This window comes from Citrobacter sp. On2M, assembly GCF_018035235.1.
Taxonomy (GTDB): domain Bacteria; phylum Pseudomonadota; class Gammaproteobacteria; order Enterobacterales; family Enterobacteriaceae; genus Citrobacter; species Citrobacter meridianamericanus.
This window is the reverse complement of sequence record NZ_WPCV01000002.1, coordinates 1,269,207-1,281,924: the sequence shown is the minus strand read 5'-3', so window position 1 is coordinate 1,281,924 and position 12,718 is coordinate 1,269,207. Positions and strand designations below refer to the sequence as shown.

At 50.8% G+C, this 12,718-nt stretch carries 10 protein-coding genes and 1 pseudogene; 2 read left to right on the top strand and 9 right to left on the bottom strand.

Annotated elements, in window-relative coordinates:
- The first annotated feature begins 77 nt into the window (after positions 1-77).
- Entirely contained in the window at positions 78-944 is an 867-nt protein-coding gene (locus On2M_RS08125) for an L-threonine kinase (protein ID WP_210904619.1), read from the top strand.
- A 40-nt stretch (positions 945-984) separates the two neighbouring features.
- Here the strand turns inward: On2M_RS08125 and On2M_RS08120 are convergent, their stop codons facing one another.
- From On2M_RS08120 to phsA, 7 genes are all read right to left on the bottom strand, one after another.
- Entirely contained in the window at positions 985-1,320 is a 336-nt protein-coding gene (locus On2M_RS08120; protein WP_103771301.1) for a DUF496 family protein, read from the bottom strand.
- Positions 1,321-1,557: 237 nt separating this feature from the next.
- Positions 1,558-2,616 carry an FUSC family protein gene (locus tag On2M_RS08115; protein WP_210904618.1) on the bottom strand — a complete coding sequence of 353 codons (1,059 nt, stop codon included), beginning with the start codon at positions 2,614-2,616 and terminating at the stop codon, positions 1,558-1,560.
- 86 nt (positions 2,617-2,702) lie between these two features.
- On the bottom strand, positions 2,703-3,170 hold the full coding sequence (sbmC, locus tag On2M_RS08110; protein ID WP_210904617.1) for a DNA gyrase inhibitor SbmC: 468 nt from the start codon (positions 3,168-3,170) through the stop codon (positions 2,703-2,705).
- A gap of 123 nt (positions 3,171-3,293) precedes the next feature.
- Positions 3,294-4,466, bottom strand: a complete 1,173-nt coding sequence (gene dacD, locus On2M_RS08105; protein WP_151219732.1) for a serine-type D-Ala-D-Ala carboxypeptidase DacD — start codon at positions 4,464-4,466, stop codon at positions 3,294-3,296.
- Between the two features lie 133 nt (positions 4,467-4,599).
- Entirely contained in the window at positions 4,600-5,373 is a 774-nt protein-coding gene (phsC, locus tag On2M_RS08100; RefSeq protein WP_151219733.1) for a thiosulfate reductase cytochrome B subunit, read from the bottom strand.
- Complete coding sequence (gene phsB / locus On2M_RS08095; RefSeq protein WP_151219734.1) at positions 5,370-5,948, bottom strand: thiosulfate reductase electron transport protein PhsB; 579 nt, start codon at positions 5,946-5,948, stop codon at positions 5,370-5,372. Before phsB ends, phsC begins: the two co-directional genes overlap by 4 nt.
- A gap of 14 nt (positions 5,949-5,962) precedes the next feature.
- A complete protein-coding gene (phsA, locus tag On2M_RS08090) occupies positions 5,963-8,236 on the bottom strand; it encodes a thiosulfate reductase PhsA (protein ID WP_210904616.1) in 2,274 nt (757 codons plus the stop codon).
- Positions 8,237-8,634: 398 nt separating this feature from the next.
- Here phsA and sbcB point away from each other — a divergent pair, with 398 nt between their 5' ends.
- Positions 8,635-10,059: an exodeoxyribonuclease I gene (sbcB, locus tag On2M_RS08085; RefSeq protein WP_210904615.1), complete on the top strand. Its 1,425-nt coding sequence runs from the start codon at positions 8,635-8,637 to the stop codon at positions 10,057-10,059.
- A 59-nt stretch (positions 10,060-10,118) separates the two neighbouring features.
- Here sbcB and plaP read toward each other — a convergent pair whose 3' ends face one another.
- A complete protein-coding gene (plaP, locus tag On2M_RS08080) occupies positions 10,119-11,480 on the bottom strand; it encodes a putrescine/proton symporter PlaP (protein WP_151219736.1) in 1,362 nt (453 codons plus the stop codon).
- A 214-nt stretch (positions 11,481-11,694) separates the two neighbouring features.
- Positions 11,695-12,679, bottom strand: a pseudogene (locus On2M_RS08070) (LysR family transcriptional regulator).
- Positions 12,680-12,718: the final 39 nt, after the last annotated feature.

The window sequence follows — 12,718 nt, the reverse complement described above, 5'->3', positions numbered from 1 at the left end:
AATTGCGGCAAATCATGGTAATAGCACGATCGCCATGACACTATGCGCCGAGGATTACCGATCATAAAGGTGAAGACGTGGCTGTTGCGCAATGTCCCGCATCGTGCGGAGAACTAATCCAGGGCTGGATTCTGGGCAGTGAGAAACTGGTCTCCTGCCCGGTCGAATGGTATAACACCGTTGAGGTCAGTTCAGGTTCACCGCTGACAGATGAACGCCCACTTTCCCGGGCGATGGTTGACAGGTTGTTGCAGTACTGGCAATACCCGGCGCATATGAGTCAGGATATCCGTATTGATGTTCAGTCAACCATTCCTGTCGCTAAAGGGATGGCCAGCAGTACTGCGGATATTGCCGCCACGGCTATCGCCACGGCGCATTATCTGGGCCATCAGCTAGACGAACAGACACTGGCGCAGCTGTGCGTTTCGCTGGAGCCAACCGACAGCACCGTTTTTCGTAAGCTAACCCTTTTCGACCATAACGACGCTTCCACGCAAATTGGCTGTGAATCACAGCCTCAGCTTGATCTGCTGGTTCTCGAAAGTCCGGAAACATTACGTACCGCGGATTATCACCGTATTCCGCGGCATTCCGGCTTGCAGGCGGGAGCAGCGGCCCTCAGGCGGGCATGGGATAAAGTACAGGAAGCCTGTGTCAGTCAAAATCCTTACCGGTTGGGTGAAGCCGCTACCCTTAGCGCAATCGCCAGCCAGTTGCTGTTGCCGAAACCGGATTTTGATTCACTATTAGCGCTGGTTGAAGAATGTGATTTATACGGTGTCAACGTCGCGCACAGCGGCAGTGTGGTCGGGCTGATGCTGGACAGAACGCGCCATGACGTGGATTACATTAAGTGGATGCTGGCGCAGAAAAAGCTAACGGTTCACTGGCCGCAACAGCATTTGTTGCGAATGGTAACAGGCGGGGTCGAACTGCAATAAGGGTCGCCGCACCGCAGCGACCCGGACAAGCTTAAAATCGTTACTCGGCTTTCGCTTCGGTGTTTTTCACTTCACCCATAGCTTTCAGCTTTTTAGAGATATCGCGACGCTCTTTAGAGATCTCGGCATTTTTGATGATGTAGTCATCAACACGATCTTCATAATCGCTTTTCATACTGGCGATAATGCCCTGAATAGCTTCCACGCTCATACCAGGCTTGATGTAGTCGCTCAGGTTGTCCAACAGCAGGACGCGTTTCTGGTTGTCACGGATCTTTTTCTCAACGTCCTGGATTTCACGTTGCAGTTTGTTTTTACGACGGAACAGACGAACAAATTCCAGCACGTCCTGGAAAGAAGGCTTGGTAGTTTCCATTTTTACACCCCTGATAATGTGAGATTCGGATTCGTTAAAACAACGGCTAAAGTGGGTCAACATTACTTTCATGCCCGCCATACTTCAAGTTGCATCTGCATCGACAATGCCTGGTTGAAACCTGAATTATCGAGGGTAACGCCATTACAGTTACCAATGGTTTTAGCCTTTTCAGTATCATACCTCTTATCTTTGCTGAATCGAAGCAGCAGTAGAACCGATCCCCTCATCTGCTCTTTATTTGCGCAACGCGCGGCAAATTAAATGAGAGAGTAACTCCAGTTGTCGCGCCATTTCCATGTTCAACCAAACGTAGCCGTGGATGGGCGTTTCTGCGACATTATCGCCTTTATGCTCGGCAATCAGCTGGCGCAGTTCAGCCACGGTGTCATTGAGCTTTTCTGTGTTAGCAAGCACCGGTTGCGGATTACCTTCATACAAAGCGTGAGTTATCGTCAGTAGCGCCTGTTGCGTCCTGAGCTGAGTTTCTCGCAGAGTATGCGCGTTTAACATGACAAAGTGGCTGGTTCGACTGGCCCAAAGCGCATTGATTTGCAACTCAAGCATGCAAACGAGGTTGCGATTAACGGTCTGAATAGCCTCAAAGATGGATTTTTGAATGCGGGTTTCTTTACTGGCAGGAACGATGAGCCCACGCATTTTGACCACGTCGGTCAATAGCTGCTGTAAATGCTTCTCCAGCCTTGGCTGCTCAAGCAGATTAGGGGAGAGCGCGGCCTGATACACCCGATTGTACCCCGTTACACAATGTGCCAGTTGGATACGCCAGTGGATAAATGCCCTTTGCGGCCAGATACCGGTAAACAGCATCGCCAGAAACGATCCCAGAATCACGTCGCCACCGCGCCATAACGCCGTATTCATATCCCCGGCGGGCGCGCCTACTACGACAGCAAGCGTTATGCCAATCAGCAGCGCCTGATACGGCCTTTTACCCAGTGCCAGCCAGCCGCAGAGAAACATCGCCACCGCGCACCATATCAACATAAGCGGAAGCGAGAAGAGTTCCAGACGCAGAGCCACCAACCCAAGCACCGACCCGAGGATCGTTCCGCCTATACGCTCAAAAGCCCTGGGAACGACGTTACCCCAAAAAGAAATTGGCCCCATAATCACCACCAGCGTGATCAGAGGCCATGTACCTTCAGGAATGTTCAACAGGCGAACCAACAGAAAAGTAAGGAGAAACGCCAACGCAATGCGAATACCGTGCACCACACGATAATGACGATACAAACGAATTTCAAAAGGACTCAGTGACTTATCTGCACGCACTCATGCACTCCGTCAGGGAATAGCAAAGAAGCGAATTGTACCTGTTTTTTTAGTAATAACATCATCCTGATTTACACTAAATACAGCTATTTCGACTGGACTGGGACGTACATTTCAATATCCCAGTAACCGTCCTCCGTACCATTGTTCAAATAAACTTCAAAACAAGGTTTAGCGGCTATCGAATAAGTCGTATCCTGCATTAAACGCTCAAAGAACTGGTACCACGGCGTCGCAAAATCGTGATTTTGGACGCGCGCTACGGCAACAGCGTAGTCGCCCCCAGCCAGTTCGGTGAGGATCACGCCTTCGCTGTTTTCTGGAATTACAAAACCTTCAGGTACAGAAACGACGGTATCGCAGCGCAGTTTTTCAGCTGGAACAACATCAGGGTTGTCGTAATACACGGCAATCCACTCCAACGGAACAATCTGTTTACCGTCGACCCACTTCATTAACTGCTCAAAGCCTTGTTTAACTGTTTGTTCCCACGGTCCAACCATATGAAAACCGGCAATCATGCGTTTTTCGACCTGCTTTATCTCGTACTCCATACAACCTCCACCGTTATACTGTGTTTATATACAGTATATTTTTTAGGTATGTCGGCCACAAGCAAATAGTGATTATTATGTGAGCAGATTCGCACTCTTGCCAGTCTGACGCATCAGGAAAAACTACGCCTTATGATGGAAATAATCGCTCAGACGCGAGAAAACGCCGCCTTCGTTAACGGACTCCAGCGTCACAAGAGGCCAATGCGCCACCAGCTTATCCCGATCGTAGAGTTCAATTTCACCCACACGTTGATGCGCAGCGATTGGAGCGACCAGTTCTTTCTTATCAAGAACATATTTTGCTTTGATATTAGGAACTTCTGCTTTGGGTAGGGCCATCCAGAAATCCTGCTCGGTACCAAGGCTGATCTTTTCTTTATCGCCATACCAGATCCGCTCAGTACCAACCTGCTTACCACTGCGTAATACCTGTACCGTATCGAAGTTGTGTTGCCCCCATTGCAGCAGTTTACGCGCCTGGTCTTCGCGCCCTTTTGCACTTTCCGCGCCCATCACTACCGCAATCAAGCGGCGCTGCCCATCAACGGCGGAAGCAATCAGATTAAATCCGGCGCCGGACGTATGCCCTGTCTTCAGTCCATCAACGTTCATGGTTTTATCCCACAACAAGCCGTTACGGTTTTGCTGCGTGATTCCATTCCAGGTAAGGCTTTTCTCACTGTACATATGGTAGAAATCTGGTTCCCCGTGGATGATGGCGCGTGACAGCACGGCCAGGTCGTACGCCGAGCTATGCTGACCCGGTGCATCCAGACCATGTACCGTTTCAAAATGGGTGTCCTGCAGGTTAAGCTTTTGCGCATAGTTGTTCATCATCGCGACAAACTGTGGCTGTCCCCCGGCGATGTAATCCGCCAGTGCCACACAGGCATCATTACCAGAATCTACAATTAATCCCCGGCTGAGGTCGCGTACCGAAACGCGATCCCCTGCTTTAAGGAACATCAAAGATGAACCCACAAATACCGGATTATCCTTTGCCCAGGCATCGCGCCCGACGGTCACAATATCTCCCGGACTAATACGCTTGCTGTCGATGGCGCGATCAACAACATAGCCGGTCATCAGCTTAGTCAGACTGGCAGGATTTCGCTGCTGGTGTTCGTTACCGGCTGTCAGAATTTGGCCCGTGGTGTAATCCATTAATACCCACGCTCCGGCATTAATTGCAGGAGGCTGTGGTGAAAAGCTCACGACCCCGGTCGCGTACGCGGGCGAAAAACTCATCGCAAAGAGTGAAGCGGCAACAAACAAACGGCGTTTCAACAGCATGTCCTCAGAAAATGGAAAAATAGCCGTTCTTTTTACGGAAGTTCTGTCGAACAAACTTGGATAAATTGCAAGAAAATGTGACATAAGGCACATTTTCTTGCTATCAGGAAAGGATTTCAGAGATATATATCAGTTAGAACGAGCCTTTACGCGGCGCGGTCTCTGCGTGATGACTGCGATGACGATGATAGCCATCGATCATACTGCGGAAAATTTGCCCTGGCGTGTCACCCAACGTACACAGATAAATATGCGCGCAGATGAACAATAAGCCCACAATTGCTAACGCCATATGCAGCACCAGCATCACCGGCCCCGCCCCGATCACCTGCGGGTAGAGGCATAACAACCCGGTAATAATCAGCAGCGGAACCAGCGCGTACATGATGGCCAGGTAGGCCAACTGCTGCAGCGGGTTGAATTTATCCTCTGCCGTTGCGGCAAACGGATGCGGTTCACCTTTCATGATGCCATACAGATAAAAGCGTGTTTGCAACAGGCAGCGTGATATCAACCCGTTAAACTTCACGCGATAATGACAACCGTTGCCGCTGGTTGCGTTTATTAACACAAAGCCAATCCAGAATGCCAGCAATGCAAAGCCACACCAGGTATGTACCTGCACCATCAATGCCACCGGTCCGACAGAGAAGTGGCCAAACATACCGCTCAGCAGAAGCAGGATAAAGAGCAGCGCGTTGCCCCAGTGCCAACGGCGGACCGCCAGCGAATAGAGATAGTCCCGATGTTCTTCTCCAGTTGCCGTTTTGGGTGCCAACATTCGACGTAACAGCGCGTGCGTGACCAGACCTGCAATCATCAACACAATAACTACGCCTGCGTAAATAAGCCACAGCGGCCAGTAGTCCGGCGTATAGTGAAGCTCTGCTCCCCAGATAGAATTCATACATTACCCTCCTGATGGATCTCTTTACGCCGATAGACACTTACCGGGCCACTACGCGTATCCTGCTGGCGATAAACCTCTTTTTGATTTATCCAGTGCTGAATTTCCGGGTCATCGCGACGGCCAAACTTCAGCGCATCCGTCGGACAAACAGAAACGCAGGCAGGTGACTGACCACTTTCCAGGCGAGTATCTGCGCAGAAGTTACATTTGTCGGCAATCCCTGTTTGCGGGTTAAGGTAACGAACATGGAACGGACAAGCGGCAACACAGTAGTCGCAGCCAATACAGCGAGACTTATCCACTTGCACTATGCCATTTTCATCACGAAATGAAGCTCCGGTCGGACAGACGCTGACGCACGGAGCATCTTCACAATGCTGGCAAGAAACACGAACAAACTGGAAGTGGGACAGGACCTCAGGTTCATGTTCGGGTGAACGGATCTGCACCTGTAAGCGGCTATATCCTTCCGGTACGTCATTGAGTACTTTGCAAGCGACCGTACACGCCTGACAACCAATACAGCGTTTCTCGTCATGCAGCATGACATAAGGGTTTGTTGCTTGATTCATGATGTTCTCCTTTCTCATGCCCGACGAAGCGTAACGCCAGCGGTGTGCACCACCGTACCGGAAACCGGACTGGTAACATGTGGCAGCAAATTACCGCAGTGTATACCGTGCGTCGTCGCCGCTGTTTTGGCTCCCGCCTTGGCGCCAAATCCCATATAAACAAACAGTGTATCGGGCCGAATTCCGGCGGTGACCAGCGCTTTACCTTTTTCTTTACCGGTCGCATTCTCCAGCCAAATCTCATCACCGCTTTTAATGCCTTTTTCACGAGCTGTTTGCGGGTGGATCCACACTGCGTTGTCCCACATCAACTCGCTAAGCAGTGGCACATATTGCGTCGCGCCGTTGGTGTGAACCGCCACTTTCCCTTGAATGAAATAGAGTTCATTGTCGCCTTTGAGCGCAAAATCGCGGACTCGCGGAATGCCGTAGCCAGGCAGAAGCGCTTCCAGCTCTTCAGAGTAGAGTTCAATTTTGCCAGATGGGGATTTAAAGCGCAGTTGCTCACCATAGGTCCCGTCGCTGTCAACCGCCACCGCCCCCGGATAACGCGCCACAAACTGACGCACCGCTTCAGGTTCACGTAGCAGCAGCGGAACACCCCACTCCCGATATCCTTTCTCACGCAGTTCAGCAGACAGCGCATGGTCGCCATTAAGCTGGTACAACTGCCGTGTCTGCATGTCCTGCCAGGGGTAGAACTGCCCAAGGCCTAATTGCACAGCCAGTTCTTTCCAGATTTGCCAACTCGGACGCGCATCACCTATAGGCTCTACAACCTGCTGACGCAGGGCATACGCTGGATTCAGGCCCGACATGTCAGAGATTTCTTCATCGCGTTCAAGGTAGGTGCATTCGGGTAACAGATAGTCAGCATATGCCGCGCTTTCGCTTAAATAGACATCGCAGCTTACCACCAGATCGAGTTGTTCAACGGTTTTGACCAGATCAGGTCGGCAGGTCACGGTCTGGAAAGGATTATGGCGGGACATGATCCAGCCTTTCACCGGATAAGGAGTCTGGTTTAACACGGCGTCGATAATGCTTTGCACCACGCCACCGCCCGCCGCGATGTACTTGAATTGCGGAGCAACCAGATCGATGCGCTGGGCCGTGGGTTTGGGTAATTTGGCATCGGGTTTTGCCAGCACTGGAGCAACCTTCTCACCGGCAAGTTTATTGTAGGTCGCCGCGGCTTTTTTCTGGTACAAGCCCCCCTCACGCTCAACATTTCCCAGCAACGCATTAAGGCTGAAAATCATACGTCGCATATCAATTTCTTCTTGTGAAAACGTCGCACGATGGCCCGGGCTAACGATAGCATGCGGCGCGCAGGCAGCCATTTCCCGGGTGACCCGAACAATGACATCAGCAGGAACATCAGCTTGCTTTTGCGCCCATTCCGGCGTGGTCTCTTGTACTGCTTCTGCCAGTTGGTCAAACCCTGTGGTGTAGCGCGTAACGAAGTCCGCGTCATACAGTTTTTCATTGATCATGACGTGACACATGGCCATCAGCACCGGCAAGTCGCCGCCCGGTTTGAGCGCATGCCATTCATCCGCCTTGCTGGAGAAGACGGACAGTCGGGGATCGAAGCTGACCATTTTTGCGCCCTTTTCCTGCGCGGCCATCAATTCATGCGTTTCGGCAACCTCAATCCCTTCATAGAGGTTGTGACCAAAAGAGACCATATAACGAGTATTGGCGATATCCATGGCCAAATCGCCGCCCATCATCACTTTGGCGGCAATCGATTTCCCGGCCGGGCATGTCGACGCGTGCGTAAAGGTATTTGGCGATCCGAAAGCCGTCGCCAGGTGAAATAAATGCCCTGAAAGCGAACCGGATTTAGAAGAAAACACGACGCCCTGAGGACCATGCTGTGTTTTTATTGCCGTCATTTTTTCGGCAATTTCTTTGTAAGCCTGTTGCCAGCTAATAACCTGCCATTCTCCGCTCCCGCGAGGTCCTGTGCGTTTCATGGGTTTAACAATACGGTGCGGGTCGTTGACCAGACTAACACCGCTGCCTCCGCGCGCGCAGACACGCGTGCCTTGTTGAGGCGCATTAGGATTCCCTTGAATAAAAACCGTTTTGTTATTAATCACCTGTGCCTGTATCGGGCAACGATAAGAACACATTTCACACAAACTTGGCGTCAGGGATGTTTTCCCCTTAATGCGCTCCGGAGAATTTCGCGCCAGTGCGCCTGGCGGAAAACTTCCTATCGCGCAGGCAGAGCAACCTATACCTACTCCTCGCAAAAAATTACGCCGACTAATGCTCATATAACCTCCTGTTATTAGATATATCCAATGATTATATGGCGTTTAAATTATTAATTTTTAACCTCACTCACATTTTATTACAATGTTGGTCAGCTAATCGGACAAAATAAAACCCCTTGTTTACAAAAGAATTTTAAAATCCCCAGAATCCAACAAATCAGCGAAAAATAACAATAACGGTTCTCATTTATATTATTTAGCAGCTAGTAACTTTCAGAAAATTTATTCCAGTAATTTCCTTTAATAGTGCAAAACTTATTAATCAATTTTATAAAAATCCTGTTCACCTCAATTTTATTGCGTACACCATTCAGCATCGATAATCGCATTGCTGATTACCTTGCTCTTTTTTGGTATTCTTAGATGAGCGCTAAATTGATCCCGGACATAACCAAACAATGAATGACGGCAAGCAGCACCCGACTTTTCTCTTCCACGATTACGAGACCTTTGGTACTCATCCGGCACTGGACAGACCCGCGCAATTTGCGGCTATCCGCACAGATAGCGATTTCAACATTATCGGCGAACCTGAAGTCTTTTATTGCAAATCCGCAGACGACTATCTGCCGCAGCCTGAGGCGGTGTTGATTACCGGCATTACGCCGCAGGAAGCACGGGAAAAGGGAGAGAATGAAGCCGCTTTTGCAGCGCGCATACACACTCTGTTCACCGTGCCGAAAACTTGTATTCTCGGCTATAACAACGTGCGCTTCGACGATGAGGTGACGCGTAACATCCTGTATCGCAATTTCTACGATCCCTATGCCTGGAGCTGGCAGAACGACAATTCGCGCTGGGATCTCCTGGACGTGATGCGCGCCTGCTATGCCCTGCGTCCTGAAGGCATTAACTGGCCGGAAAACGACGATGGCTTACCCAGCTTTCGCCTGGAGCATTTGACCAAAGCTAATGGTATCGAGCATGCGAATGCTCACGATGCGATGGCCGACGTGTATGCCACGATTGCAATGGCGCAATTAGTTAAATCACGTCAGCCGCGTTTGTTTGAATATCTCTTCAGCCATCGCAATAAGCACAAGCTGGCCGCACTGATTGATGTCCCGCAAATGAAGCCGCTGGTTCATGTTTCAGGAATGCTCGGCGCGTGGCGCGGCAATACCAGTTGGGTAGCGCCATTGGCCTGGCACCCGGAGAATCGCAACGCGGTGATTATGGTTGACCTGGCCGGTGATATTTCACCGCTACTTGACCTGGACAGCGACGCGCTGCGTGAACGGCTCTACACGGCGAAGGCAGATCTGGGTGATAACCCAGCCGTACCGGTTAAACTGGTGCACATCAACAAGTGCCCAGTACTGGCCCAGGCGAATACGCTGCGCCCGGAAGATGCCGATCGACTGGGCATTAACCGCCAGCATTGTCTTGATAATCTCAAAGTTCTGCGCGAAAACCCGCAGGTACGCGACAAAGTAGTGGCTATCTTTGCCGAGGCGGAACCCTTTGCGCCATCCGATAACGTAGACGCCCAGCTGTATAACGGTTTTTTCAGCGATGCCGACCGCGCAGCGATGAAAATCGTTCTGGAAACAGAACCGCGTAATTTACCGGCTCTGGATATCTCTTTTGTCGATAAACGCATTGAAAAGTTGCTGTTTAACTACCGTGCCCGTAACTTCCCCGGAACACTGGATGAAGCCGAGCAGCAGCGCTGGCTGGACCATCGTCGTCAGGTGTTCACGCCGGAGTTTTTACAAAATTACGCCAATGAATTGCAGTTGCTGAGCCAGCAATATGCCGATAACAAAGAAAAACTGATGCTACTGAAATCACTCTGGCAGTATGCGCAAGAGATTGTGTAAATCCCACGTATAAAAAAACGGAGAACATGTCTCTGTTTTTTTTCAGATAAACGCCGTGATTACGCGATATCTTCGTCGTACTGCGGTACCGGGTTGCGGAAGCTTTTGGTCACGCAGGCCAGATAGATCAGACCAATAGCGGCCCAAATCAGGCCCAGAACCATTGAACTCTCTTCCAGGTTTACCCACAGCGCGCCAACGGTCAGCGCACCGCACATTGGCAGGAACAGATACTGGAAGTGGTCTTTCAGCGTCTTGTTACGCTTCTCACGGATCCAGAACTGGGAGATCACCGACAGGTTAACGAAGGTAAACGCCACCAACGCACCAAAGTTAATCAGCGCAGTCGCCATCACCAGGTCGAAGTTGATTGCCAACAGAGCAATCGCACCAACCAGAATGATGTTCATGGACGGAGTACGCCATTTCGGGTGTACGTAACCGAAGAAACTTTTCGGGAATACACCGTCACGACCCATCACGTACATCAGACGCGCTACGCCTGCATGTGCCGCCATACCGGACGCCAGTACGGTAATGGTAGAGAAAATCAGCGCACCAACCTGGAAGAACTTACCAGCAACGTACAGCATGATTTCCGGCTGCGAAGCGTCTGGATCCTTGAAGCGCGAGATGTCCGGGAAGTACAGCTGCAACAGATAAGTGGAGACGATAAAGATCAGGCCACCAATCAGCGCGGTCAGGAAAATCGCACGCGGGATCACGCGTTCAGCGTCTTTGGTTTCTTCTGACAGGTTGCTGATACCGTCAAAACCGGTGAACGAGAAGCACAGAATAGTCGCCCCCGTGATCATCGGGATCACATGCGCATCACCTGACCAGAACGGACGGCTGCTCGCCAGCGTACCAGCACCTTCACCTTCGAACACGCCATAAATGACCATGCCGAGGATCACCGCAATTAGCACCACCTGCAACAACACGATGACGGTGTTGAAATTAGCAACGGATTTAAGGCTGCGCAGGTTAAAGGCGGTCATAAAGGCCACCAGCGCCACCACGAATATCCATGACGGTATCGACGGCACCAGAGCTTCAAAATAGATTTTCGCCAACAGAATGTTGATCATCGGTGCGAACAGGTAGTCCAGCAGTGATGACCATCCCACCATAAAGCCAACGGTCGGGCTAATGGATTTCTGGGCGTAAGTGTAGGCAGAGCCTGCAGACGGATAGCGACGCACCAGTTTACCGTAGCTCAGAGCGGTAAAGAGGATGGCTATCAGTGCAAAGGCGTAAGCTGTCGGGACGTGACCATCGGTCATTCCTGATACGATACCGAATGTATCGAACAGCGTCATCGGCTGCATATAGGCAAGGCCCATCATGACAACCGGAACCAGCGTAAGCGTTTTACGTAATTCCACGCGAGAGGTGTTTGGAGTAGCGTTATGCGACATGGTTATCCCCCATTACGGCGAAAACCGTCGCGTAAGCAAAAAATTGCCCCATTTTTTGTTAATCCTCAGCGACAACAACTGTCGATTTTTAAGTAAGTATCTATCCGGTACGAAGCCCGGCCTCTTTTATGAATGATTGGTTTGATGCAAAAAAATAACCGACGCGTATGAAAACGTCGGTTAATGTCATTTTTTGCAAGCGGCGTATTTTGCACTAATTTGGAGAGAAATAACAAGAGATTGAAGCCACTACAAAAGAATATTTTTTCTTAACCGCTTGATTTATCAGCAGCCGCTTTAACGTACACCCCAGCGATCGCACTATTTGCTAAAATCTCATCCCGCCACCAGGCACTAGCCAACCCGGCGGTCTGTTCATTCCAACCGATCCACACGGGCTCAAAGATATTTTGCGCGACCACTTTTTTCTCAATCAGCGCGCCACTCTCCAAAAAACGCTGCGCCAGATAGCGCGGAATATAGCCACATCCCAGGCCGCTGATTTGCAGTTCCAGCTTGGTTTTAAAGTCAAAAACGGTAATGGCTTCCTGATCGTCCAGCACCTGCGAGCCCGAGGCGTTGGCATGTTGCGTATTGTCGCCCACCACAATGGCGCGAAAACGCCGAATGGTGCGACGATTTAACGGCTCCTGCTCCTGCGCCAGCGGATGATGCGGCGCAACCACGAACACCTGTTCCAGAATCCCTAGTCGCGCAAAACCAAACTCGCTCGCGGAAGGCGGTTCATGCATGGCACCGACAATAATATCCGCCCGCCCCTGTGTGAGGGCTTCCCATGAGCCACCCAGCACGCCGTTGATAAATTTCAGGCGCGTCACACTGTGGTGTTGATAGAAAGATTCGATGAGCGGGGCCAGAAGTGAAAAGGGAAACGTATCATCTACGCCAATGACCAGTTCATTCTCCCAACCTTCGTGCAGTTTAATCGCCTGCTTTTCAAGTTCACGGACGGTGTGCAACACCTCCCGTCCCTTTTCCAGTAGCATCTGCCCTGTGCGGGTGAACCTGGCCCGATGTCCGCTGCGATCGAGTAGCTGAATATTAAGATCACTTTCCAGCTTATGGACGGTATAGCTAAGCGCTGACGGCGTCTTGAACAATTTTGCCGACGCCGCTGCGAAGCTGCCCTCTTTTTCTAACGCATCGAGGATGATAAGAACGTCCAGCAGTGGTTTCATACTCGCCCCCTTGCGGTATCAGCGGCACTCTGCTGGTCT

Bases quoted from the DNA above. Each gene is read 5' to 3' on its own strand.
- On2M_RS08120 (WP_103771301.1), bottom strand. From the start codon at position 1,320: ATGGAAACTACCAAGCCTTCTTTCCAGGACGTGCTGGAATTTGTTCGT.
- sbmC (WP_210904617.1), bottom strand. From the start codon at position 3,170: ATGGAGTACGAGATAAAGCAGGTCGAAAAACGCATGATTGCCGGTTTT.
- dacD (WP_151219732.1), bottom strand. From the start codon at position 4,466: ATGCTGTTGAAACGCCGTTTGTTTGTTGCCGCTTCACTCTTTGCGATG.
- phsC (WP_151219733.1), bottom strand. From the start codon at position 5,373: ATGAATTCTATCTGGGGAGCAGAGCTTCACTATACGCCGGACTACTGG.
- phsB (WP_151219734.1), bottom strand. From the start codon at position 5,948: ATGAATCAAGCAACAAACCCTTATGTCATGCTGCATGACGAGAAACGC.
- phsA (WP_210904616.1), bottom strand. From the start codon at position 8,236: ATGAGCATTAGTCGGCGTAATTTTTTGCGAGGAGTAGGTATAGGTTGC.
- sbcB (WP_210904615.1), top strand. From the start codon at position 8,635: ATGAATGACGGCAAGCAGCACCCGACTTTTCTCTTCCACGATTACGAG.
- plaP (WP_151219736.1), bottom strand. From the start codon at position 11,480: ATGTCGCATAACGCTACTCCAAACACCTCTCGCGTGGAATTACGTAAA.